This window comes from Pseudomonas marginalis (assembly GCF_001645105.1).
GTDB lineage: Bacteria > Pseudomonadota > Gammaproteobacteria > Pseudomonadales > Pseudomonadaceae > Aquipseudomonas > Aquipseudomonas petroselini.
The window spans coordinates 261593-285740 of sequence record NZ_LKEG01000034.1 but is presented as its reverse complement, the minus strand read 5'-3'; the positions used below and the strand labels follow the sequence as shown (position 1 = coordinate 285740).

Here is a 24148-nt window from a genome sequence, read left to right as displayed (position 1 = left end):
CTTCTGATAACGTGCGTCTATCGATTGCAGCCGGTATGCTTGGCCCGCAACCTCATGGACGCCCGCTATGACTCTTACAGAATTACGCTACATCGTTACCCTCGCCCAAGAGCAGCATTTCGGCCACGCGGCCGAGCGTTGCCACGTCAGCCAGCCGACGCTGTCGGTGGGCGTGAAAAAGCTTGAAGACGAACTCGGTGTGCTGATTTTCGAGCGCAGCAAGAGCGCCGTGCGCCTCACCCCGGTGGGTGAAGGTATTGTGGCCCAGGCACAGAAGGTGCTGGAGCAAGCACAGAGCATTCGCGAGCTGGCCCAGGCCGGCAAGAACCAGCTGACCGCACCGCTGAAAGTCGGCGCCATCTACACCGTCGGCCCGTACCTGTTCCCGCACCTGATTCCGCAACTGCACCGCGTCGCGCCGCAGATGCCGCTGTATATCGAAGAAAACTTCACCCACGTGCTGCGCGACAAACTGCGCAACGGCGAGCTGGACGCGATCATCATCGCCCTGCCGTTCAATGAAGCCGACGTGCTGACCCTGCCGCTCTACGACGAGCCGTTCTACGTGCTGATGCCGGCCTCCCACCCGTGGACGCAGAAAGACACCATCGACGCCGGCCTGCTCAACGACAAGAGCCTGCTGCTGCTCGGCGAAGGTCACTGCTTCCGCGACCAGGTCCTCGAAGCCTGCCCGACCCTGACCAAAGGCAACGACGGCGCCAAGCACACCACCGTGGAATCCAGCTCCCTGGAAACCATTCGGCACATGGTCGCTTCGGGCCTGGGCATCTCGATCTTGCCGCTGTCGGCGGTGGACAGCCATCACTACGCCCCCGGCGTGATTGAAGTGCGCCCACTCACGCCGCCAGTGCCGTTCCGCACCGTGGCGATCGCCTGGCGCGCCAGCTTCCCACGGCCAAAAGCCATTGAGATCCTCGCCGACTCGATCCGCCTGTGCTCGGTGGCCAAGCCGCCTGCTGCGAGTTAAGCAAGGGTATGACTGAGCTGTCGCAGGTGTCGGTGACGGCACTCAAGGGTGTCGGTGAAGCCATGGCCGAGAAGCTGGCCAAGGTCGGCCTGGAGAACCTCCAGGACGTGCTGTTCCACCTGCCCTTGCGCTATCAGGACCGCACCCGCGTAGTGCCCATCGGCCAGTTACGCCCTGGGCAGGATGCGGTGGTCGAAGGCACCGTCAGCGGTGCCGACGTGGTCATGGGCAAACGCCGCAGCTTGGTCGTGCGGCTTCAGGACGGTACCGGCGGCCTCAGCCTGCGTTTCTACCATTTCAGCAACGCGCAGAAGGAAGGCCTCAAGCGCGGCACCCGCGTGCGCTGCTACGGCGAAGCGCGGCCCGGTGCGTCAGGCCTGGAGATCTATCACCCGGAATACCGCGCCATCACCGGGGATGAACCGCCGCCGGTCGACACCACGCTCACCCCGATCTACCCGCTCACCGAAGGCCTGACCCAGCAACGCCTGCGCCAGCTGTGCATGCAGACGCTGACGATGCTCGGCCCGAAAAGCCTGCCCGACTGGCTGCCTGAGGAACTGGCTCGCGACTATCAATTGGCGCCGCTGGACGATGCGATTCGCTACCTGCATCACCCGCCCGCCGACGCCGATGTCGACGAACTGGCCCTCGGTCATCACTGGGCCCAGCACCGCCTGGCCTTCGAAGAGCTGCTGACCCATCAACTGTCCCAGCAACGCCTGCGCGAAAGCATGCGTTCCCTGCGCGCGCCAGCGATGCCCAAGGCCACGCGGCTGCCCGCGCAGTACCTGGCCAACCTCGGTTTTGCCCCGACCGGCGCCCAGCAGCGCGTGGGTAACGAGATCGCCTATGACCTCAGCCAGAAAGAACCGATGCTGCGCCTGATCCAGGGCGACGTCGGCGCGGGCAAAACCGTGGTCGCCGCCCTCGCCGCGCTGCAAGCGCTGGAAGCCGGTTACCAGGTGGCGCTGATGGCGCCGACCGAGATCCTGGCCGAGCAACACTTCATCACCTTCAAGCGCTGGCTCGAACCGCTGGGCCTGGAAGTCGCCTGGTTGGCCGGCAAGCTCAAAGGCAAGAACCGCGCAGCCGCACTCGAACAGATCGCCGGCGGCGCACCGATGGTGGTGGGCACCCACGCGCTGTTCCAGGACGAGGTGCAGTTCAAGAACCTGGCCCTGGTGATCATCGACGAACAGCACCGTTTCGGCGTGCAGCAGCGCCTGGCCCTGCGCCAGAAAGGCGTGGGCGGACGCATGAACCCGCACCAGTTGATCATGACCGCCACACCGATCCCGCGCACGCTGGCCATGAGCGCCTACGCCGACCTCGACACCTCGATCCTCGACGAACTACCGCCTGGCCGTACGCCCGTCAACACCGTACTGGTCACCGACACCCGGCGTGTCGAAGTGATCGAGCGCGTGCGCGGCGCCTGTGCCGAAGGTCGCCAGGCCTACTGGGTCTGTACGCTGATCGAAGAGTCCGAAGAGCTGACCTGCCAGGCCGCCGAAACCACCTACGAAGACCTGACCAGCGCCCTCGGCGAGCTTAAGGTCGGGCTGATCCACGGGCGCATGAAGCCTGCGGAAAAGGCCGCGGTAATGGCCGAGTTCAAGGCCGGCAATCTGCAACTGCTGGTGGCCACCACGGTGATCGAAGTAGGCGTGGACGTGCCCAACGCCAGCCTGATGATCATCGAAAACCCCGAGCGCCTCGGCCTGGCGCAGTTGCACCAGTTGCGCGGACGTGTCGGCCGGGGCAGCGCGGCCAGCCATTGTGTGCTGCTCTACCACCCGCCACTGTCGCAGATCGGTCGTCAGCGCCTGGGCATCATGCGCGAAACCAACGACGGTTTTGTCATCGCCGAAAAGGACCTCGAACTGCGTGGGCCCGGCGAAATGCTCGGCACCCGCCAGACCGGCCTGCTGCAATTCAAGGTCGCCGACCTGATGCGCGACGCCGATTTACTGCCCGCCGTACGCGATGCCGCGCAAGCCTTGCTCGAACGTTGGCCGGAGCATGTCAGCCCGTTGCTGAATCGCTGGTTGCGCCATGGGCAGCAATACGGCCAAGTGTGACGCCTGACTCACTTAACCGACCAACAGAGGTAGCAAGCTGGTTATACTCCAATGATTGTAAGAAATTGGATCAGGCCATGTCAGAAGTTGCCCTCGCCACAGCCCCACTGACCGCCCCGCCGGTCATTCAGGCTCTGCTCGCAAAACTCGCCATCCCCTATACGGAAGTCGCGGATCTACCGGGCCTGAATCCTGCGCGAAAGGTCCAGGCCGTATTGCTGGAAGATGCGGTGGGCGCACTGATGGTGCTGTTCCCGCAGAACCAGTTGCTCGACCTCAACCGCCTCACCGAACTGACCGGTCGCCGCCTCATTGCGGTGTCGCCGGAGCGTGTCGAGCGCATGCTGGGCAAGCATGACCTGAGCCTGCTGCCGGGCCTGCCGCCCCTCACCAGCTCACCGTGCCTGTACGAAGGCAGCCTGCTCAACGAGCCGAACCTGCTGGTGCATTCGGGCGAAGCCGGGCTGCTGCTGGAAATCGCCAGCGACGACTTCAAGACCATGCTGACCAAGGCCAGCGCCGCTCAATTCGGCGAGCCGCTGAGCAACATTCGCCCGAACCTCGACCGCCCAAACGACGACCGCGAGGAAATCACCCAGGCGATGCAAGCGTTCACCGCGCGCCGCATCCAGCAACGCCTGGAAGCGACCATCGAGATTCCACCGCTGGCCGACACCGCGCAGAAGATCATCAAGCTGCGCGTCGACCCCAATGCCACCATCGATGACATTACCGGCGTGGTCGAGACCGACCCGTCCCTGGCCGCGCAAGTGGTGAGCTGGGCCGCGTCGCCCTACTACGCGTCGCCGGGCAAGATCCGCTCGGTGGAAGATGCCATCGTGCGCGTGCTGGGCTTCGACCTGGTGATCAACCTGGCGCTGGGCCTGGCCCTGGGCAAAACCCTGAGCCTGCCCAAGGACCACCCACACCAGGCCACGCCATACTGGCACCAGTCCATCTACACCGCCGCCGTGATCGAAGGCCTGACCCGCGCCATGCCCCGCGCCCAGCGCCCGGAAGCCGGCCTGACCTACCTGGCTGGTCTGCTGCACAACTTCGGTTACTTGCTGCTGGCCCACGTGTTCCCGCCGCACTTCTCGCTGATCTGCCGCCACCTGGAGGTCAACCCGCACCTGTGCCACAGCTATGTCGAGCAACACTTGCTGGGCATCAGCCGCGAGCAGATCGGTGCCTGGTTGATGCGCTACTGGGACATGCCGGACGAATTGTCCACCGCCCTGCGCTTCCAGCACGACCCGACCTACGACGGGCAATATGCTGAGTATCCGAACCTGGTGTGCTTGGCGGTGCGCTTGTTGCGCAGCCGGGGGATTGGCTCCGGGCCGGACGAGGCGATTCCGGACGCGCTGCTTGAGCGCCTGGGCTTGAGCCGTGACAAGGCTGAGGAAGTGGTGGGCAAAGTGCTGGATGCTGAAGTGCTGTTGCGCGAGTTGGCGTCCCAGTTCAGCCAGGGCTGAATCGGTAGCGTGTTAGACCACTGTCGGGGGCAAGCCCCCTCCCACAGGTTGATCTGCGAGCACAGTCAAGTGTGGGAAGGGGCTTGCCCCCGATGAATCCACCTCGGTCTACTTCTTTTTCTTCGGCTTCAAATACTTGGTCAACCCCTGGAACCAGATCACCAGCGCCGGGTTGCCCTTGATCTGGATCGACTTGTCCTGAATCCCCGTCATGAACGCCAGTTGCTTGTTCTTCGCCTGCATCGTGGCGAAGCCGTAGGCGGCGTCCTTGAACGCGATAGCAAACGCCGGCGCCGGGTGAACACCCGAGCGACTGGTGATGCGTTGGTCTTTGACGATGAAGTGACGGGCAACCTTGCCGTCGAGGGTCTGCAGCTGGAAGGCCAGGTCTTTGTCACCCAGTTGCTGCTGGAAGGCAGGATTGGTGCGGCTGGCTTTGCCCATCATCAGGCCCAGCACCCACAGGAGAAGACGAAATTTCATGCACACGGCCTCGGTGTAATTATTGAGTGGCCGCAGCAGTTTAACGATTTGCAAAAAGAACGCCACCGATCTAGCGCATTAGCGGAAGATCGGCTGGCGTTTGACGCTTATAGCAGCATTTTACTTAAACGTTTGGGCAAGGTACCGGCGCCCAGTCGGCCAGGTTCGGATCGCGGCAGCTGCCTTCGAGCTGAGCTTTACCGGCGCTGGCGACCTTCTTGCTTTCATCTTGCTTGGTCTGGGCGGTCTGGAAGGTCTTCTCGGTGCTCACCGCTTCTGTTGGTACGGTTGGAAGAACCGGCTTTTTAGGCGGTTTGGTGCCTGTGCCTTTCTTCTTGCCCGATGTCACAGCGGGGGTTACATCGGCCTTGGCCACGGTGACCACGTCGGTACGCTGTACGCCAACCTGTTGCAGGTCTTTCTCGTAGGCCTGGGTGTAGTTGTTCAGGTCTTCGGCGGCTTTACCGTTGACCGCAACGATCAGGTCATTGGATTCCTTCAGGCCCGAGACGATTTCCGCCAGGCGCTTGCGGCCTTCGGTGTCGTTGACGGTCTTGGCTTTGCGATCAGCCACCAACTTGGTGAACGCGCTCTGGTAGCACTGCTGGGACGCCTTGGCGTACGCAGTGCTGCGGTCGATGTCGGAGGCGCTTTTGTTCACGTCAGCGGCATACGAGGCAATACGCTGGTTGTCATCGGCGATCTGCTTCTGACGTTCGGTGTAGTAACCCGCCGCGCCGCCGGCCAACGCGCCGCCTGCAGCACCGATGGCGGCGTTACGGCCACGTTTTTCCTTGTCGCCGGTGAGGGCGCCCAGCAGTGCACCGCCGGCAGCGCCGATGGCCGCACCGGTCACGACCGACTTGGTCATGTCCGAATCGGTCGCACGCAGGTGCTGCACCGGCTCGTAGCAGTTAGGGTAATACTCGACCTTGGTGCTCGACGTGACCTTGGAGGCCGGCGACGTGGCGCAACCGGTCAGCACAGTGCTGAAACCGGCTGCGATCAGCAGCAAGTGACGCTTGGAAACCGCCTTACGGGAAAAAAGCATAAGTGTGTTCTCGTTTAAGTTTGACTTGCCCAGCACGGCTCACCGCCGCCTGAGTCCCTTCCAAGCTCGCCATACAGCCAGCGATCATCGCTGACCGCTCGCTGCGAGCAATTCCTTCAAGATCGTCGCCGGGTCGGCCCGCTGTTGCTTGCGGTAGTTGCCGACATGGCGAACGAACAGTGTTGCGCGCGTCACCAGGCTCTTGCCGAGCACAGGCTTGCGATCCAACTCTTCCTTGATCCGTTGAAACTGAGCCTGGATCACCGCATCGGTGTAACGCGTGCCGGTGGCCAGGTTGTCGATATAAATCGCCACCGCGCCATCAAGCGCACTGCGACCATTGGCGATGGCCATGTCGAACAGCTGCGCGCTGGCCTCGTCCTTGTTGTCCAGGGCCTGTTGGCGACTCTTCTGCAGGTTGGCCAGGCGAATGTTGTAGTTGGCGATGGTCTCGGCCACCAACGCGGCCGACTGAATCAGGTTGCCCGCCGCCTCTTCACGTTGCTGGGCGATCAGCGAGACATTGCGCTTGAGCTCTTCGTTGACCAGCCCCAGCTCAGCTTGCAGCTTGGGATCGACACTGGCGGCGATGATGCTGTCCAGGCGCTTGGTCGGGTCCTGGGCGTCGTCGATGGCGTCGGTCAGCGAGGCCAGGCGCCCCTCTTTCTGCCACTGCGCGAACAGCTCCTTGTAGCGCGAACGTGGTGCCGACAGCGCACCAATCGCCACGCGGAAACCCGTGGTCTCGTTGCTTTGCTCGGTGCCGTCGGCGGCAAACAGCGGGTACTCGCGGCGCATGCCGGTGAACAGCGTGCCCTCGCCTTCCAGGTAGTTGCCGCCCTTGACCACAAAGCCGCCGTAGGTGCCCTGACGGCGCCCCGCGTGGACCAATTGGAAGGACTCCTGGACCATTTCGGCCGCGTTGCCGATCACATCGAACAGACCGATCGGGTTGGGCAATTTGGTGCCGATGGGCATCAGGCGCGCAGCCTGGCCAGTGCCGCCGGCCACTTGGTTGAACACGGCGTAATCGCCGAGCGGGCCGTCACTGTCACTGCCTTCGACGCGGCGGGGGAACAGGCGCCCTTCCAGGTCCTGGCGGCTGACCGCATGGCCACCGCGCGCGGCGAATTCCCACTCCACTTCGGTGGGCAGGCGCACAAAGCCCAAGCCGCCGTCATCCGCCGACGAGCCGCGACCGCTGACCGGCAGCAACTCACGGTGGTATTTCATCAACCAGGCGCTGTACACCGCCGAGAAGCGCTCGGCTTCAAAGCGCGACAGCTTGACCTTGGGCAAGCGCCCGGCCATGCCGGTCGGCGCATCGCACGCCGGTGCCGGTTCGCCGCTGGCCAGCGACTGTGCCTGCGACATCACTTGGGCGTACTGGCGGGCGGTCACTTCGTACTTGCCGATGAAGTACAGCATCGGTTTGAGCGGGGTCTTGGCGTCGGTCTTCGGCATCAGCGGCGCGATGACTTTGTTCCAGTCTTTGGGCAAGTCCTTGAGGGTGAACTGGCCGTTGATGAAGTCACGGCGGTAGCCGGAAATAAACGACTGCTGATAGCCCGCCTCGCCTTCGGCAAAGGGGTAGCCGAGGCTGATCTCGCGGTCATCCAGGGTGCCCTGGGCCAACACGTAGGCGTAGCGGAACACCATGTTGCCTTCGCACGGCAGCGGCAGGCTGACGTCGCCTTCCAACGGTTTGGGGTTGTCGAGCTTGTCATGCTTCTCTAATAAAGAGTCCTCATCGGCCCAGGCCATCGAGGCAAGGGTCAGCGCCACGCAGGCGCCCAGTAACTTATACATCTCTGATTCCTTCAGAAGCCTGGATCCGCGCCACTCGCCAACCACCACAGGCCGCCGCCACGGCGCTGACGCCCATGACTGCAACCAGGGCCAGGCCGTAATGACGCGCCAACAGATGGCTGGCGTATTCGCCGGGCACCTGCACAAATAACTGATTCAACGCCGCCTCGGCCGCGCCATACAGGCCAGCACTGAGCACGGCAGCGAAACCTGCGCTGTACAGCGCCTGCACCACCACAAACAGCAACAGCCCACCCGTCGAGAACCCCAACAGGCGCAACACCGACAATTCCCGACGCTTGCGCGCCACAGCCGCGAGGGCCCCGGCAAAGATCGCCGCAAACGCACCCGCCACCGCCAAACCGCCAATCATCCAAAACACGATCGACAGGTTGCGGCTCAACGACTGCACCTGGGCGATGGTCTGGGCCTGGGTCGACACCAACAGGTTCTGACCGGCGAAAAACACCCGCAGTGGTTCCACATCGACGAGGCGACGGGCGTACAGGCGGAACGCCGGGTACACACGCTGCTCGGTCACACCAACCGCCTCCCCGACCCAACCCAGCGCCGGTACTGCTCGACCATCACGGTAATCTTCTGCTGCTTCCAGCAATTTCAAATCGGCAAACAACCCGTCACGGGCGAAGGCCTCCAGCGGCAGTACCGCCAGCACCTGCAAGCGAGTGCGCTGGGCTTCCACGCGCCCCGCCACTTGCCGGGCAAAACTGGTTTCCAGCCAATCCCCGGGCCGCGCCGCCAGCTTCTCGGCGGCGGTATGACTCAGCACGATCTGGTCCAGGCCCCGAGGCAACGGAAAGCCGTTCAACAACGGATCGCCCGACGCCGTCGGCAGCATCTCCAAGCTCAACGAGCCCACCTGCGCTGTCGCCGCAATCTGCCGCGTGCGCGGTACCGCAAACGCTACATCGCTGCGCTGGCCGAGCTGCTCGATAAAGGCGCTGCTGAATCGACCACCGCCCAGCGGAATAATTTCACGGGTGGCGGGGTCAGTCTCCAAACGTTCGGTCAAACTGCTAACCAGTCCAAATTTCAGGCCGAATAACACCAGCAACGGGGCGATCACAGCGACCAATGCCAGCACCGAACAGGCCGACAGCCACGCGTCGTTGCGGTAATCCTGCCAGGCGAGCGACGCGACCAAGCCGATGCGCATCAGCACGCCTCCCCGAGGGTCGCGGTGACGCCCCCGTCGGTGTCGCGACGGCAACTGATGCGCCGCACCTGCAAGCCACTGGCGCGGGCCAATGGTTCGTCATGGGTGGCGATCACACACGCGGCGCGGTGCTCACGAGCCTGGGCCAGCAGCGCCTGCATCACGCGCTCGGCGTTCAGCGGGTCAAGGGACGCGGTGGGTTCATCCGCCAGCACCAGCTGCGGCGCATGGGCCAGGGCGCGGGCGCAGCTGACGCGCTGGCGCTGGCCCACCGACAACGCGGCCGGTTTCTTGGCCAACTGGTCACTGATTTCCAGTTGCTCGGCCAGGCGCAACACGCTGCCGTCGTCCGTCAGTCCCAGCAGTTGCCGGGACAAGGCGATGTTGTCGCGCACATCGAGAAACCCCAGCAGGCCACCGGTCTGCAGCACATACCCCAGATGCTGGCTACGCAGCGCGGCCAACGTGGACTGCTGCTCGCCACGCCACAACCCGGCGATGTCGTGCTGATGGAAATCGAACTGCCCGACCTGGTCCGGCGCCAAGACCAGCGCCAGCAGGTCCAGCAACGTGCTTTTGCCGCAACCGCTGGGCCCGACAATCGCCAATTGCTCACCCGCGCGCAGCGTCAACGCCGGGATCACCAAGCGATAGCGCTGGCTACCGACGCCCCGGCTCTTGTGCACCGCGCTCAGGTTCAGCATCACGGCAACGTCGACAGCGGCACGCGGTACAACGCATCGCCCGGCTCGGCATCGCCGAAACGGACCCAGTTGGCCACGTCATTGTGGAAGGTTTCGTAGAGGCGGATCTTCGAATCCAGCTCGTCGATAAAGTCTTCCTGCTCGGCCACGCTCAACGACAACCACAAGTCCTGGGTCATGTTCAGCGACTTGCTGCGGTACGGCAGGCCTTCCAGGTATTCACCAAGAATGCCGCCGTCGGCCAGGTTGCCGCCCTTGCGCAGGGCCTGCGGGTCGCGGCTCATGTAGGCCGAGGCGCTGGCGATTTCCTGGAAGAAGTCCTTGGGCGAAGTCTGGGTCTTGCGCGCCGCGTCGACGATCAGCTTCAACGACTGTTGCAGGTCGTTGAGCTGCAATTTGGTCAGCATCACGCACACCTGGAACGCCGGCAGTGCCGGGTTGGTCAGGTCGCGGTCGGCGGTCCAGGCGCTGACCAGTTGCGGCGCCTGGCTCGCGGCTTTGCGACCGAGGAAATCCATGTGCATGGCGTAGCCGACGGCTGCGGATTTATCCGCCAAGGTTGGCGCGGAACTCAACAACGGCACTGGCTGCGGCGTATTGCTGCGTACCTGATGAACAAGGTTGGCGAACACCGTGCCGATTTCGTCCACACGCTCGCCCAATTTACGCACGTCGCCACCCGGCACCGGCGTGTAGAGGTCGCCGATCTGCGGGTTGGCGTCGGCGGTGAGGATGCGGTACTGGCTCTCGGCACCGGCATGGGTTTTCTTGCCGGCGTCGGTGCGCAGGTGCAGGGCGTAGATCTTGATCTGCTTGCCCAGCGCCGCCTGGCGCACTTCGGCTTCGTTCATCTGGGTGGCGGCAAACGGGTCGTTCTTGCGCAGCGCGCCAGCGTCGGTGACCAGCAGGATAATGCGCCCGCCGTAGCCGGACCAATCCATGCCATCCACCGCCTGCATCACCCCGGCGAACGCGTCTTCGTTGAACGAATGGCTGGACACCGTGGACGCCTTGACCTGGCGCGCCATGTCGAGGAAGCGTTGCGGGTCGCGGCCCTGGTCGAGGCTGATCAGGGTCTTGGCCACGTACTCCAGGCCTGGGGTTTTCTTGATACTGCTGCGAAAGCCCACCATGCCGAAACTGACACTGTCCAACTCGCCACGCTCGGCGATGCGCGTTTGCAGTTCGTGCACCACATCGCGAATCTGGTCGATGTAGGGCTGCATCGACACGGTGGTGTCGACCACCAACACTACGGCGGTCCGGAAGGCGTCGGCGTTGGCCTTGATCACCGGCGTCGAGGGCTTGGCGGCCGCGCTGCTGCCGGGGTCGATGGAGGCCACATTGAGCAACTGCACCGGCTGGCCGTTTTCGTCAAAGCTCTCTTTGGAATCGAAGATCGGCAACAGGTAGAACTGGTTCTGCGGCACCGCGCTGGCCGTCGGTTCCAGGGCCAGTATCTGGCTGTTGTCTTCGCTGTTTTTCTGCGCCTTGGCCAGCACGCCTTTGGCGGCGGCCGGGTCGGCCAACAACTGCTCTACTTCGCCGGATTGGCGCAGGAACATCACGGGCGCCCGGCCCGAACGTTCGGTGAACTTGAGCACCAGGCTCTGTTTCCAGTCGCTGACGTGTGACGCCGGCAACCAACCGTCGCTGCGCCCATCGGTGGCGGCACCGACGCGTACCCACGGGCTGCCGTCGACGTCCTTGCGTTGGTAGACATAGAGCACGGAAAACGCCGGCAGGGCTTTGCCCGGCGCGCTGCCTGCGTCAGAGGAAAGCTTGGCGCCCGGCTTACTCAGGACGCGCTGGAACAGTGTCTTCTTACCTGCCATCAGTAACGGACGCTGGCCGCCGTCGACGTCGGGAACAGGCGGCACCACCGTGGGCGCCACCGCGGGCACCACCGCAGCCGGCGGCTTGGCGACGGGCTTATCGCTACCGCTCAACCACCAGTAACTGGCACCACCGATGGCCAAGGCCACCGCCACCGCAACCGCCGCCAAAGCCATCACCGGCCCACGGCGCTGCTCGGACACGGCGTTGTGTTGCGTCGGTGTCACCACCGGCTGGCGCGCGACAGGTTGCGGCTGTGGTTTATCGGTCGGAATATCGATAGTGACCGGGGTCATGCCCGCCAGGTCGAAGCTCAGCGGGATGGGCAGCGGCCGCACCAAGGTGGCCTCCGGCGACTCCGCCGGCAGGTTATCCAGGGCCTGCAACAACGCCGCTGCATCCGGGAACCGTTCCGCCGGGTCCTTGGCCAACAGCTTGCGCAGCACCTCCTGGTAGCGACCGTGGTGCACCGGCAGTTCCGGCAATGGCTCAGTCAGGTGCGCCAATGCCGTGGACAGCGCGTCGGTGCCGCTATACGGCAGCTTGCCGACGAGAATTTCATACAGCACCACACCCAACGCGTACAGGTCGGCACGGCCGTCGATCTCCTGGCCCCGCGCCTGTTCCGGGCTCATGTAGCTCGGCGTGCCCACGGCAAACCCGGCCTGGGTGAACTGGGTGCGGTCGTCCAGGGACTTGGCGATACCAAAGTCGGACAGCACCGCCGTGCCATCAGCGCGAAACAGAATGTTCGCCGGTTTCACATCGCGGTGCACCAGTCCTTGGGCATGGGCATAGCCCAGCGCCGAGGCGATCTGGCGAATCAGCGTCACGCCCTGCTCCGGCGTCAACCCAGCGGCGATGCGCTCCTTGAGCGTACCGTTGGGCAGGTATTCCATGGCCATGTAATACAGCTCACCGACGTTGCCGATGTCATGGATGGTCACCGTGTGCGGGTGCGACAAGCGCGCCAGGGTCTTACCCTCGCGCAGGAAGCGTTCGCAGAAGCTCGGGTCGGCCGCCAGCGCCGCCGCCATCACCTTCAACGCCACCTTGCGCTCCAGCGAGCGCTGGGTCGCCAGGTACACGCTGGCCATGGCGCCTTCGCCGATCTCGCCTTCGATGTCGTAGCCGGGGATGACGATGTTCATGGCGATACCTTCACGACGACAGCGGTGATGTTGTCCGGCGCGCCCCGGTTGAGCCCCAGGTGCACCAGGCTGCGCACGATTTCATCCGGCGCGTCATGGCTGAGCACTTCGCGGATCTCATGGTCTTCGACGGTCTTGTTCAAGCCGTCGCTGCACAGCAGGTAGCTGTCACCGGGGGCGATCAGCAGGTCGACCACCGCCAGGTCCAAGTGAGCCTCCACGCCAATGGCGCGGGTGACGATATTGGCGCGTGGGTGTACGCGGGCGTCGGCTTCGCTGAGCAGGCCGCTGTCTTGCAGGTCCTGGACGTAGCTGTGGTCGCGTGAGATGCCTTCGAGCACACCGTCGCGCAAGCGGTACAAGCGACTGTCGCCGGCCCACAGGCACACGCCGCGCAGGCCTCGGGCGGCCAACAGCACCACGGTACTGCCCATCATGGTCACCCCACGGTGGGCGGTTTCTTCGCGCACGGCTGCGTTGATGCGGATCAGGTCGTTGCGCAGCGCCGCCGTGTATTCATCCAGCGAGCGCCCCACCGGCACGCTGCGCAGGCTGTCGACGATCAGGCTGCTCACATAGTCCCCCGCCGCATGCCCGCCCATGCCGTCGGCCACCACCCACAGACGATTTTCCGGCAGGTCCAGGCAGGCGTCTTCGTTGACCTGGCGGACCATGCCCACATGGCTTTTGCTCGCGGATTTGTACGTCGACCCCATCTACACCACACCTTCTTGTCCGAGCAAAAACTGCGCAAAATCGCTGGCGGCAGGCAGGCCCTGACACCGCAACAAACCTGGGGAAATCGCCTGCGAGCCCCGGCCCCACCACAGGCTCGCGCCGTCGCAGGCCAGTTCGGCGAGCGCGGTCATGCGCTGGTGCGGTTCAGTGGCGGCCACCCGTTGCAGACCGGCGAAACGGCTGTCCTGCGCGCGTAGCTCGCTCGCCGGGAAACCCAGGCTATCGAGACCGTCATTGAAGCGTTCGAAGGTGGCACCGGTATCCAGGGTGCTGAGCAACAGCGTTTCGGCCTGCTCGAACCAGCTGTCCGGCCCGCCCACCAGCGAGGCTGGGTTGGTGGCGTGATCGAGCAACGCCACCACCGCCAGCGGAAAGTAGCGGCCGACCCGATCGATGCTCGGCATCACCACGCCCGCCGCCGCGTCCGGCCCACACACGCCGGGCGCCAGCACAAAGCGCCACAGCGGGCTGACCAGGTACGTGTTGAGCCAATCAGCGCCGAGGCTGTTTTGGCTGGCAAGCAAACCCGCCGCCAGCCAGCTGTCCCACGGGCCGATAAAACTCTGGGGCAAGGCGCGGCTGACAAAATCGCCGCGGCTGGCCAACTTGCCGTAGAAACCCAGCGCCGTCATAGCCGCTCCGGCAGGCTGAAGCCGCTGAGCACGCGGCTCTTGAACGGGTTGAAGGCACTGTTGGCGCGCAGCTCGTAGGCGATGCTCGCACCGTCGACGCGCAGGCGCAGGTTGAAACGGTCCGGCGAATTACCGGCGGTGAGGTCCGATTGCTCGAGCAAGCGGAACCAGGCCCACGGCCCGTCCAGGGTCACGCCCGAACGGCCACTGGCCGATGGCGGCATGATCGAAATGCGCACCACGCCAATGCTGCCAGGGTTCGGCCATTGCATCGCCACCGGGCGGCTGGGGCCGTGGTCGTAGCTCAATTGCTGGCCGTCGAGGTCAAGCAAAAACTGCGTGATAGTCGGGTCCATCGACACCGGCTTGAGTTCGAACCGCACAATCGGCTGGGTCCCCCCGGCGCGGAAGAACGCATCGCGGATCGTCGCCGCACGCTGGAAGGTTTGCAGCACACCCGGTGCAATCCCGAGTTTCTGTGCGGCGCCCGGCTGCCAGCGCCAGGTCTGCGCGGAGGTGTCCACGTAGGGCTGCAGGTATTTGCGGAAGTAGTTGTCCATCACCCCGCCCACCCCGAAGAACTGGCCGAAGTCATCCAGGGTGGCATCCCGCGCACTGCCCGGCGACATCGGGTAACGCCCGGCCAGCGACTGGCGATACACGTTGACCACTTCACTGACCCAGGCCGCGTTCAACTGGTTACGCACGCCGCCCATCATGCTGTTGGTGGTGGAGTTGACCACCGACTTGACCATGCCCTGCACCAACGGCGGCTGGCGCTCGGCGTTCAGGCTGACCCGCGTGGCCGCCGCCGCCGCCTGGTTCTTTGCCTCGCCGAGCAACGCATCGCCGCTGGCACCTACCATGGCGCTGACCTGCACATACAGCGCATTCATGTCGGTGAGCAGGCCATCGATGGCCGCCGGCTCGCCTTCGTTCTTGCTGACGATGCTGTTGAGTTCGGCGAAGTGTGCGGTCACCGGATCATCCGCCGCGACGGGCGTATTGGCGGTCGGTTGCTCCTGGCCGAGCAGGCTGCCCAGGCGCTCCTTGAGCTTGTCGACGCCCCCTTCCACCGGCACACCTTTGGCGGCCAGCTGGCGTTCTTCGGCTTGCAGATCGGTTTCCTTGGCCACGGCCACCAGCAGTTTTTTCAGCGGCGAGGTCGGGCCGGAAATCACCCGCAGCACGTCGGCCGCCTGGGCCACGCTGGTGATCGGCACGAAGTCGATGTCCGCGAGCAAGGCATCCCACTGGCGCTGGTAATCCTGGAAATACAGGCGGCGCACGTCGGCGGCCAGGCTCACCACGTTCTGTTGGTCGGCCTGTTCGTGGCCCAACACCCACTGCTCTTCGGCGAGGGTGCCGGTCTGGTTCAGGCTGCTCAGCAGGAACGCCTGGCGATAGCCTTTGGCGGTGAAGAAACCACTCAACGGCTCGCCCAGCGGCTTGCCGCTTTTGCGGCTGAACACCAGCGCTGCGTCACGACCGGCGGCTTCGTTGATGCGAAAGTCCGGGATGCCTTCGGGCAGTTTCTGGCGCTTGACCCGGTCGTAGACGCGCTGGGCCACCGGCAGTTGTTGCAACTGGCGACGCAGGTCATCGATCAAACGTGGGTCGAGGCGTGCGCTCGGCGGATGGCGTTCGAACAGCGCCTGCAAATGCCCGGCCAGGGCCTGCCGTTGGTCCGCCGGCAGATCGCGGGGCAGGTTGCGGTCCCAGTCGAGGGCGATCCAGGCCTTGATGAAGTCCGGGTCGTAATGCTCGGTGTCAGCGAGCATCAGGTAGGCCTTGAGGCCTTCGTAGAGGAAGTCGGAATTGCCGCCACCGTGCAGTTGTTCTTCGATGCGCGTCACCAGGCGTGGCGCGAACACCGCGATCAACAGCTTGCGGTAAACACTGGCGGACTCGGCTTCAAGCATGTCGCCCTGGTACAGCCCGAGGCCTTCGGACCAGCTGGGCGAGTCGCCCGCCAGGTTCTTAACGGCGTTGAGCAACGGCAGCACGGCGAGGACGTCGCGCTGCGCCGGGCTCAGGTTCTGCACGGTCTGGCCCAGTGGCGCGACCTTTTGGTCGACCTGGGCGATATACGCCTGGTTGGCGCGGTAACTCACCCACCACAGGCCGCTGACCACCACGACCAGCGCCACGGTGGCGGCCAGCACACCGCGTGCAATCCATTTGCGCCGACGCTCGACCTTCGGGTTCACCCCGACCAGGCCACGCTCGGCAAACGCCACCGCAGTGAAGAGTTTTTCGATGAAATAACTGCGCCCGGTGCCACTCTGGCGCGCCAGGTGCTGGCGGTCCAGGTTCATGCTCTGGGCCATCGCACCGATCAGACGGTCAATCGGGCTGCCTTCCTGGGTACCGCTGGTGAAGTACACGCCGCGCAGCAACACGCGCTCTTCAAAGGCATTGGGTTTGAACACGCCTTCGAGGAAGCTTTGCAGGCAATCCTTCAACGCACCGAACTGCTGCGGGAAGCCATAGATCAGGTCGCGCCGCGCGGGGTCGCGTTCCTGTTGCAGGCGCTCCACCAGGCGTTCGTTGAGGCGCTGCTCCAGGCCGGCGAACTCGCTTTGCAGATGCGCCAGCGGGCTGTCGGTGTTTTTGCCGTCGTCCAGGGCAAAGGTCATGCCCCACACCTGGGCGCGCTCTTCCTTGCTGAGGTTGTCGAAGAACTCCATGAAGCCCGGCACCAGGTCGAGCTTGGTCAGCATCAGGTAGATAGGGAAGCGCACGCCCAGTTGGGTGTACAGCTCCTGAATACGCAAGCGGATGGCGGCGGCATGGGCGGCGCGTTCGGCGTCGGTGCCCAGCAACAGGTCCGACAGGCTGATGGCGATAAAGGCGCCATCGATCGGGCGGCGCGAGCGCTGCTTTTTCAGCAGGTCGAGGAAGCCCAGCCAAGCGGCTTTATCCACCGTGGAGTTGCTGTCCTGAGTGGTGTAGCGGCCGGCGGTGTCGAGCAATACGGCTTGATCGGTGAACCACCAGTCGCAGTTGCGCGTACCGCCGACGCCGCGCACGGCACCGGCACCCAGCTGCGCAGCCAGCGGAAAATGCAGCCCGGAGTTGACCAGCGCCGTGGTCTTGCCCGAGCCCGGCGGGCCGATGATCACGTACCACGGCAGCTCGTAGAGGTTGCGGCGTTCATCGCCACCCAGCTTGGCCTTTTTCAGCAGCGCCAGGGCCTCGTCCATGCGCTGGCGCAGGGTGGTGAGTTCTTCGGCGGTGGCGGTGCTGTTGGGGTCGGCCGGGGTTTGCGCGGCCAGGCTGCGCATCACTTCGGCGGCCTGGCGGCGGGCCTGGATGATGCGGAACACGCGATAGGCAATCCATACCGCAAACACCAGGATGATCAGCGCCCAACGGCGCCCTTCCGGCACCAGCACATCGAGCAACGGCCCGACAAACCAGATGATCAGGCTCAGGGCGATCAGGCCCAGCACGGGGATCACCCAGCGAATCATGAAACTGAAAAACGCCTTCACTCGACGCCCTCCGCCAATACGGTGATTTCAACCCGACGATTGCGGGCACGGCCTTCGGCGGTGGCGTTGGTAGCCACCGGCTCGGTGTCGCTGCGGCCCTCGGCGCTGAAGCGGTCTGCCTGGCCGGTCTTGGCCGCGAGGATGTCCAGCACCGACTTGGCCCGCGCTTCGGACAGCGCCCAGTTGGACGGGAAACGCAGCGTGGCAATCGGGCGGTTGTCACTGTGCCCGGTCACCCGCACCTGGCCCTTGACCTTGCGGATGGCGTCGGCGATGCGCAGCATCAGCGGCTGGTAGTCATCGACGATGCTGGAGCTGGCGGACGCAAACAGCTCATCGCCACGGATGGTGACCACCGAACGGTCGACCGCATCTTCCACGGCAACGCGCCCCGCCTTGATGTCTTCCACCAAGAAGCCGGCCAGACGTGGGCGCTCGATGACTTTAGGCTGCGCCACCGGACGGTCGATGGCCTGCACCGGGATCTCGCCCAGGGCATGGATATTCTTGAACACCGGCTCGGCATCCGACGCCAGCTTCAAACGCAAACCAAACAGCAACGCCAGCAGGAGCGCGACGCCGATGGCCACGGCGATCCACGGCGGCATGAATTGCGCCAGGCGATCACGGGCCACGGTCACGCCGCGCCAGTGCGGCGACAGCTCACGCTCGTGTTCACCCCGCGCACTGCGAATGGCCGCGGCGGTGCGCTCGCGCAGGGCTTCCAAGTGGCTGCGACCGTCGTTCATCACGCGGTAGCGGCCTTCGAAACCCAGGCACATGCACAGGTACAACAACTCCAGCAGGTACAGGCGTTCCCGTGGGCTTTGCAGGCAGTGGTCGAGCAACTGGAAGACTTTTTCGCCACCCCAGGCTTCGTTGTGCACGGTGATCAGCAGGCTCTGCTTGCCCCAATCACTGGTGCTGCCCCAAGGCGTGCTCAATACCGCTTCATCCAACGCGGTGCACAGCGCGTAACGGGCCAGCAGCACTTCATTGCGGGCGATGCCGGCCGCTTCGGCGCGCTCTTCGAACTGGCGCAGGTAAGCCAACAACTGCGCGCGCAGGCTGGCCGGTGCCGGGTGGGCGATGGTGTTGCGCAGGCGCGTCAGCAGCGCCAGCAAGGGGCCGGCGGCGCTTTCCAGCGGGTTGAGGCCCTGGCTCTTGCCGGTGAGCATCGGCGCGGCCGGCATGGCCAGCGGCGAAGGTTCGGCACGCACCGGTTCCGGCGCCCGGCCACCCGGACGCGGCATGAACTGGGTGCGGTCATCATCATTGGGATGCATCGCGGATTATCCTCGGATCGCCCAGAAGGCCAGGTTCAAGCCCGGGAACTGCCCGGCGATATGGAAGGCAAAACCGCCGGAGTTGCCCAACTGTTGCCAGGCCTCGCTGCCGCGATCCAGCTCGTAATAGGTCGAGCCGGCGTGGTACGGCAGTTGGCGTGGCGCCACCGGCAGAGGCAACAGGCTGATGCCCGGCAGTTGCAGGTTGACCAGGTCGCGGATGTGCTCCACCGAGCCGACTTTGCTCTGCTGGCCGAAGCGCGCACGCAGGGTTTCACCGGGCACGTCGGCCCGCACCACGAGGATGAAGCTGGCGTTGTCGAGCAGGGTCTTGTCGGCCAGCATCGCCACGTGCACGCCGTAGGCTTTCTCGACAATCGGGATCGGCGTGGCCTTACTGTCGATCAGCATCGACAGCGCTTCACGCAACGCCGCCATCACCGGGGCAAAGCTCAGGGCCAAGTCGTCGTGCTGGTACTGCGGGTATTCCTGCGGGCGACGGCCCGAGGTGGAGAAGGTCGAGAACTCGCCGGCCAGGCTGACCAACTCACTGAAGAAGCGCTCCGGGTGCAGCGGGCTCAACTGGCTCAAATGCTGGATCAGCGGTTGGGCACGGTTGACCAGTTGCAGCAGCATGAAGTCGGCAATCTCCGACGCGCCACCGGCGCCCGAGGCAACTACGCGGCCAGCCAAGGCCTCGCCGCGCTGGTGCAGCAGGCCGAGCAGCTCACTGCGAAACGCCGTCAGCGGCTTGCTCGCGGCGACGTCCAGCACCGGCGGAATGTAAGTGTCGTCGAGCACCAGCGCACGGTCGGCGCGCTTTTCCTTGATGCGCACCAAGCCCACAGCGGCGTAATCGCTGATGCCATCCTGGGCAGTCAGCAGACGTAGGGCCCGTGAGCCCACGGCCACCGGGGCGCGATTTTCGAACGGGGCGTTGTCGTCACGCACTTCGCGGACCTGGCTCACGTAACGCGCCGCTTCCAGGGCTTCGCCTTCATCCACGGTATCGCGGGCGCCGGCACGCTTGAGCGGCAGCGCCAGGTACACCAGGCCGTCGCGCAGGTTGTCGTCAATATTCAACGGGCTCGGTGCCAGGTCGTCCTGGGGGATGTTGAACGGCGTACCGTCCGGCAGCAGGCCGCGCGCCGACACGATCGCCAGCTTGCCCTGGGCCAGCAGGCCCTGGTCGATCAGCAGCTCGGAAAACCCCCAGGCGCCGGCGGACAACGGGCGGCTGCGGGCGTCGATCAGGTTTTCCAGGTAACGGTCATGCTGCTGGAAGTGCTGCGTTCCGATGAACATGCCTTCCGACCAGACCACGCGATTGTTCCAGGACATGGGGGCTCCGATTGCTTCTTATTGGGCAGGGCTGGATGGGGTGACCACGACGTCGGCGCGCACGGCGCGTACATCGAGGCTGATCTGGTATTCGGTGTATTGGCGCGCAGGCACGTTGATCACCGTGCGCCATTGCGCACGGTCCAACTCGCGATAGCCCACCAAGAGCCCGATCTGGCGCGTGGACGGGTCGAGGTCGCGCTGGATGCTCAGTTGCTCGCCGGGTTGCACCATCACTTCGTCCTGGTCCAGCAGGTCCAGGCCCAGGGTCGATTGCGCCCGGTCAGCCAGGGCGAAGTAATCGGAGCGGGCGAAGGTGGCGGCGTTTTTCAGTTCAAAGATGCGCACCCGCACCGGTGCGGCCTGGCCGTTGGCGCCTGGGTTAAGCCCGCTGATCGCGTGGAAGTGCAGCTCGACAGCGGCCGTATCCGCTTCGGCCTCGGCGGCGGTTTCGGGTTTGGCGGCGTCTTTGGCACACGCCGTCAGCAAAAGCAGTGTGGCAATTGCGAGTAAAAACCTGGGAATCATCCTGCGTCCTCAATGACGTACTTAGCTATCCGTTGATCCATGTGTCGCGGCGCGGTGTTACCGACGCTGTCGTGCGCTGTGCTCTTCGTAGGCTCGGCTGAATTCGCGGCCGAACAGGTCCTGGAAGTCTTCCTGGGCCTCGCGGGAAATATTGCTGTAGAGCTCGGTGAACTGCTGCCAGTACTGGGCCTGGCGCGAGCCATTGAAAATGCTCGACAGCCCGCCGGGCTTGCCCATGCGTTCCTCCAGCTGAGCCGGCTCAAAGCGACTGAGCAAGTGCTTGATCGCCGCTTCCACACCGGCCATCACCGCCAACTGGTGGGCACGCAGGTCGTTGAAACTGTCGCGCACGGCGAGATCCGGCGCCATAAACGCCTGGTTGCCGTGACGAAGCAAGAGCAGTAACGCTTCGTCGGCGTTCGGGGCGAATTTCAACGGGTTGTTTTCCGCCGGCTGGATCATCGTCTGCTGCATGCGGAACTCGCCCTTGAGGCTGGCGCGGGCACGCAACACGTCGATCAGGCCTTCGACCATCAGGCGGTAGCTGCGGCCGATGCTTTCCATCTGTGCCTCGGCCTGGGCTTTGTCCAGGCGCAGTTGGTCCAGGCCCGCTCCACGCAGGAAGGCTTGCAGCAGGTCGGGTTGTTGGTTGTCTGCCACGGGGAGCACGGGCTCGACCACGGGAGGCGGCTGGATGATCGGCGGTGGAGGTGGCGGCGGCGCAGCGCTGGCAACAGGCGCAGGCGTATCGCCAAACAGGTCCCAGTCTTCGGGAATCACCGAGCCCGACACCGCGGGCGGCTCGGCCACGGGCGCCACGACCGGCGCCGGTGGGCGAAAGTCGTGCTGCTCGGAAGGCACATGGTCCGGCACGGTCGGTGGCGGTACGGCGGTGGGGCTGAGGAAATCAAACAGGTCCGGCAGCGTGTCCATCGACGAAGCGCCCTGGAACTGCGGTGCAATCGCTGGCGTGGGGACTGGCGTGGGCTTGTTCACCACGGCGCCCATCAGCGCTTCAAAGCTGTTCGGTGATTCGCCGGCAAAGGCCTGGCTATCAACGGCCTGCACGTTGAAGTCGATACGCGCCTGGATCTCGTAATCGCCGATACGGATCAGCTCGCCGTCTTGCAGTGGCTCGCTATTACCCCGGCGCATACGAATACCGGCGTTCACCAACTCCACACCGTTAGTGCTGTTATCGGTTAAATAATAACGGCCATCTTTGTATTGAATAACGCAGTGTTGCGAAGACACCAACCGCTCAGGATCAGGCAATACCCAGTCATTATCCGAGCTGCGGCCGATAGCCATCGCGCCCTGATTCATGGACTTTTCCGAGCACTGCCCAGGGGTAATCTTGTGATAACTAGTAATAGTCAAACACAGCGACATCTTGCCTCCTTGCTGATACTTCGCGCGCGGTCGACTCCCAGGACAACGGTTCCCGGGAAATCTCCATCAGGCCGTGCAATCGACCCTCTACAACCTGCTTTTCCAGCATGATCGCTGATCTTAACTGGGCTCTATGACAAAAATCCTGTCCCGGTGCGTCGTTCGACCCGCCAGTCGCGCAGGTTGTTAAGCACCGCACATCTGTCACAGAGGGCGAATAGCTTACCTTGACAAGGCCTAACTACTACACCAAAAATGCACAACTTCTTGAATACCAGTGATGGCACATTAGTGGCATCTTGCATATATGACCAAGAAAACATGCAAAGTTCCTCGCGCAACTAATGCATGAATTGCCCGCCATCTAACGGGCCGATAGGGAGATCGATTCAGTGGATGTGCCGTTGCTGCTCACCGCCGTTTCCGCGACTTCGCCATGTGGCGAAGACATGGAATATGACGCGCAATTTTTGCAATTGGAGCGTGATGCCAAGGGCCAACCCGAGCGCAGCATGGGCGACGCCATCCTGCCCGCCGAGCCGCCGGAATGGCGCAGCATCCAGCAGCAAAGCCTCGATCTGCTGGCGCGCAGCAAAGACCTGCGCATCACCCATTTCCTGCTGCAAAGCGCCCTCGCCCTCCAAGGCGTGACCGGCCTGGCCGAAGCGCTGACGCTGATCGACGCCCTGCTGCGCGATTACTGGGCCGACCTGCATCCGCGCCTGGACGCCGACGACGATAACGACCCCACCGTACGCATCAACGCCCTCACCGGCTTGACCTGCGACACCAACATTCGCTTGTTGCGCGAAAGCATCCTCACGCGCTCACGCACCTTCGGCCCCGTGACCCTGCGCGCGGCGCTCAACGCCAGCGGCCTGTTGAGCTTCCCCGATGAACAACTCGGCGCCCAGCAACTCACCGCCGCATTCCTCGACAGCGACCCCGAGCAACTGCAAGCCACCCGTGACGCCCTGATTGCGGCGCGTGCGGCGTGCGAAGCCATCGAACAACACGTCAACGATCAGGTCGGTTCCGCCCAGGGCGTGGACCTGAGTGCCTTGAAGCAACCGCTCAAGCAGGCGTTGCAGATACTCAATCAAGCGGTGCCAGGCACCGCCGGCAGCAGCGAACCCGAGGCCGTCAGTGACGACAATGCCCCCTCGGTCGACTTCGCCACCGCCCCCGCAGCGCCGCGCCCCGTTGGCGATATCGCCAACCGCGACGATGTGCTGCGCAGCCTCGACAAGATCCTTGCGTACTACACCCGACACGAGCCTTCGAGCCCGCTGCCGGTGCTGTTGAACCGGGCGAAGAATCTGGTGCACGCCGACTTTGCGGCCATCGTGCGCAATCTGATTCCCGACGGCATGTCCCAATTTGAAAACCTGCGTGGCCCGGACGGCGAGTAAGCCGCCCGACTGTGCAGTAACAACACCGTCGCTCAAGCGACCAGGAGCAGCAACGTGGCGAAGCAAAGTTCTCAGAAATTCATCGCGCGCAACCGCGCGCCTCGAGTGCAGATCGAGTACGACGTCGAGCTCTACGGCGCCGAGAAAAAGGTCCAGCTGCCCTTCGTGATGGGTGTGATGGCCGACCTCGCCGGCAAGCCTGCCGAGCCGTTGGCGCCGGTGGCCGACCGCAAGTTCCTTGAAGTGGACGTCGATAACTTCGACTCGCGCCTCAAGGCCATGCAGCCGCGCGTGGCGTTCCACGTACCGAACGAACTGACCGGCGAAGGCAATCTGAGCCTGGACATCACCTTCGAAAGCATGGACGACTTCAGCCCGGCCGCCGTGGCCCGCAAGGTCGATTCGCTGAACCAACTGCTCGAAGCCCGCACCCAGCTGGCCAACCTGCTGACCTACATGGACGGCAAGACGGGCGCTGAAGAAATCATCATGAAGGCGATCAAGGACCCGGCACTGCTCCAGGCACTTGCCAGCGCGCCCAAGCCTGCAGGGGACCAGTAA

General features: G+C 64.1%; 18 protein-coding genes. 5 read left to right on the top strand and 13 right to left on the bottom strand.

From position 1 onward, the window contains the following. The first annotated feature begins 67 nt into the window (after positions 1-67). The 3 genes from AO064_RS10595 (at position 68) to AO064_RS10585 (ending at position 4550) form a co-directional block, all read left to right on the top strand. The gene (locus tag AO064_RS10595) at positions 68-988 is read left to right on the top strand and encodes a hydrogen peroxide-inducible genes activator (RefSeq protein ID WP_015886540.1); all 921 of its coding nucleotides are present in this window, start codon (positions 68-70) and stop codon (positions 986-988) included. 8 nt (positions 989-996) lie between these two features. Beyond that, positions 997-3072, top strand: coding sequence for an ATP-dependent DNA helicase RecG (gene recG / locus AO064_RS10590; RefSeq protein WP_064053279.1), 2076 nt, complete (start codon positions 997-999; stop codon positions 3070-3072). A 77-nt stretch (positions 3073-3149) separates the two neighbouring features. Then, positions 3150-4550 (top strand): aminoacyl-tRNA deacylase and HDOD domain-containing protein, encoded by a 1401-nt coding sequence (locus tag AO064_RS10585; protein WP_064053242.1) that lies wholly within the window; start codon positions 3150-3152, stop codon positions 4548-4550. A 108-nt stretch (positions 4551-4658) separates the two neighbouring features. On the opposite strand, the gene AO064_RS10580 is transcribed toward AO064_RS10585, so the two are convergent. From AO064_RS10580 to tagH, 13 genes are all read right to left on the bottom strand, one after another. Then, positions 4659-5033: a hypothetical protein gene (locus AO064_RS10580; protein ID WP_003195530.1), complete on the bottom strand. Its 375-nt coding sequence runs from the start codon at positions 5031-5033 to the stop codon at positions 4659-4661. Between the two features lie 124 nt (positions 5034-5157). Beyond that, positions 5158-6084 carry a type VI secretion system-associated lipoprotein TagQ gene (gene tagQ, locus AO064_RS10575; RefSeq protein ID WP_043206064.1) on the bottom strand — a complete coding sequence of 309 codons (927 nt, stop codon included), beginning with the start codon at positions 6082-6084 and terminating at the stop codon, positions 5158-5160. An 84-nt stretch (positions 6085-6168) separates the two neighbouring features. Then, positions 6169-7893, bottom strand: a complete 1725-nt coding sequence (locus AO064_RS10570; RefSeq protein WP_015886545.1) for a formylglycine-generating enzyme family protein — start codon at positions 7891-7893, stop codon at positions 6169-6171. Then, positions 7886-9070: an ABC transporter permease family protein gene (locus AO064_RS10565; RefSeq protein ID WP_064053241.1), complete on the bottom strand. Its 1185-nt coding sequence runs from the start codon at positions 9068-9070 to the stop codon at positions 7886-7888. Before AO064_RS10565 ends, AO064_RS10570 begins: the two co-directional genes overlap by 8 nt. Then, on the bottom strand, positions 9070-9774 hold the full coding sequence (locus AO064_RS10560) for an ABC transporter ATP-binding protein (RefSeq protein WP_064053240.1): 705 nt from the start codon (positions 9772-9774) through the stop codon (positions 9070-9072). The genes AO064_RS10565 and AO064_RS10560 overlap by 1 nt, the downstream gene beginning before the upstream one ends. Next, entirely contained in the window at positions 9774-12761 is a 2988-nt protein-coding gene (locus tag AO064_RS10555) for a serine/threonine-protein kinase (RefSeq protein WP_064053239.1), read from the bottom strand. Before AO064_RS10555 ends, AO064_RS10560 begins: the two co-directional genes overlap by 1 nt. Then, complete coding sequence (locus AO064_RS10550) at positions 12758-13477, bottom strand: PP2C family protein-serine/threonine phosphatase (RefSeq protein WP_064053238.1); 720 nt, start codon at positions 13475-13477, stop codon at positions 12758-12760. The genes AO064_RS10555 and AO064_RS10550 overlap by 4 nt, the downstream gene beginning before the upstream one ends. Then, positions 13478-14131 carry a type VI secretion system-associated protein TagF gene (gene tagF, locus AO064_RS10545; RefSeq protein WP_064053237.1) on the bottom strand — a complete coding sequence of 218 codons (654 nt, stop codon included), beginning with the start codon at positions 14129-14131 and terminating at the stop codon, positions 13478-13480. Next, positions 14128-17628: a type VI secretion system membrane subunit TssM gene (tssM, locus tag AO064_RS10540; protein ID WP_064053236.1), complete on the bottom strand. Its 3501-nt coding sequence runs from the start codon at positions 17626-17628 to the stop codon at positions 14128-14130. The genes tagF and tssM overlap by 4 nt, the downstream gene beginning before the upstream one ends. Beyond that, positions 17625-18914 carry a DotU family type VI secretion system protein gene (locus AO064_RS10535; RefSeq protein WP_015886552.1) on the bottom strand — a complete coding sequence of 430 codons (1290 nt, stop codon included), beginning with the start codon at positions 18912-18914 and terminating at the stop codon, positions 17625-17627. Before AO064_RS10535 ends, tssM begins: the two co-directional genes overlap by 4 nt. A 6-nt stretch (positions 18915-18920) precedes the next feature. After that, positions 18921-20255, bottom strand: a complete 1335-nt coding sequence (tssK, locus tag AO064_RS10530; protein ID WP_015886553.1) for a type VI secretion system baseplate subunit TssK — start codon at positions 20253-20255, stop codon at positions 18921-18923. A gap of 18 nt (positions 20256-20273) precedes the next feature. Next, positions 20274-20783: a type VI secretion system lipoprotein TssJ gene (gene tssJ / locus AO064_RS10525; protein ID WP_015886554.1), complete on the bottom strand. Its 510-nt coding sequence runs from the start codon at positions 20781-20783 to the stop codon at positions 20274-20276. Between the two features lie 57 nt (positions 20784-20840). Then, positions 20841-22175, bottom strand: coding sequence for a type VI secretion system-associated FHA domain protein TagH (gene tagH, locus AO064_RS10520; protein WP_064053235.1), 1335 nt, complete (start codon positions 22173-22175; stop codon positions 20841-20843). A 392-nt stretch (positions 22176-22567) separates the two neighbouring features. Here tagH and tssA point away from each other — a divergent pair, with 392 nt between their 5' ends. Next, on the top strand, positions 22568-23587 hold the full coding sequence (gene tssA, locus AO064_RS10515; RefSeq protein WP_064053234.1) for a type VI secretion system protein TssA: 1020 nt from the start codon (positions 22568-22570) through the stop codon (positions 23585-23587). 54 nt (positions 23588-23641) lie between these two features. Continuing rightward, positions 23642-24148, top strand: coding sequence for a type VI secretion system contractile sheath small subunit (tssB, locus tag AO064_RS10510; RefSeq protein ID WP_010207547.1), 507 nt, complete (start codon positions 23642-23644; stop codon positions 24146-24148).

What these genes read in the sequence shown, in the direction of transcription:
- AO064_RS10595 (WP_015886540.1), top strand. Translation starts at nt 68, where the DNA reads ATGACTCTTACAGAATTACGCTACATCGTTACCCTCGCCCAAGAGCAG.
- recG (WP_064053279.1), top strand. Translation starts at nt 997, where the DNA reads ATGACTGAGCTGTCGCAGGTGTCGGTGACGGCACTCAAGGGTGTCGGT.
- AO064_RS10585 (WP_064053242.1), top strand. Translation starts at nt 3,150, where the DNA reads ATGTCAGAAGTTGCCCTCGCCACAGCCCCACTGACCGCCCCGCCGGTC.
- AO064_RS10580 (WP_003195530.1), bottom strand. Translation starts at nt 5,033, where the DNA reads ATGAAATTTCGTCTTCTCCTGTGGGTGCTGGGCCTGATGATGGGCAAA.
- tagQ (WP_043206064.1), bottom strand. Translation starts at nt 6,084, where the DNA reads ATGCTTTTTTCCCGTAAGGCGGTTTCCAAGCGTCACTTGCTGCTGATC.
- AO064_RS10570 (WP_015886545.1), bottom strand. Translation starts at nt 7,893, where the DNA reads ATGTATAAGTTACTGGGCGCCTGCGTGGCGCTGACCCTTGCCTCGATG.
- AO064_RS10565 (WP_064053241.1), bottom strand. Translation starts at nt 9,070, where the DNA reads ATGCGCATCGGCTTGGTCGCGTCGCTCGCCTGGCAGGATTACCGCAAC.
- AO064_RS10560 (WP_064053240.1), bottom strand. Translation starts at nt 9,774, where the DNA reads ATGCTGAACCTGAGCGCGGTGCACAAGAGCCGGGGCGTCGGTAGCCAG.
- AO064_RS10555 (WP_064053239.1), bottom strand. Translation starts at nt 12,761, where the DNA reads ATGAACATCGTCATCCCCGGCTACGACATCGAAGGCGAGATCGGCGAA.
- AO064_RS10550 (WP_064053238.1), bottom strand. Translation starts at nt 13,477, where the DNA reads ATGGGGTCGACGTACAAATCCGCGAGCAAAAGCCATGTGGGCATGGTC.
- tagF (WP_064053237.1), bottom strand. Translation starts at nt 14,131, where the DNA reads ATGACGGCGCTGGGTTTCTACGGCAAGTTGGCCAGCCGCGGCGATTTT.
- AO064_RS10535 (WP_015886552.1), bottom strand. Translation starts at nt 18,914, where the DNA reads ATGCATCCCAATGATGATGACCGCACCCAGTTCATGCCGCGTCCGGGT.
- tssK (WP_015886553.1), bottom strand. Translation starts at nt 20,255, where the DNA reads ATGTCCTGGAACAATCGCGTGGTCTGGTCGGAAGGCATGTTCATCGGA.
- tssJ (WP_015886554.1), bottom strand. Translation starts at nt 20,783, where the DNA reads ATGATTCCCAGGTTTTTACTCGCAATTGCCACACTGCTTTTGCTGACG.
- tagH (WP_064053235.1), bottom strand. Translation starts at nt 22,175, where the DNA reads ATGTCGCTGTGTTTGACTATTACTAGTTATCACAAGATTACCCCTGGG.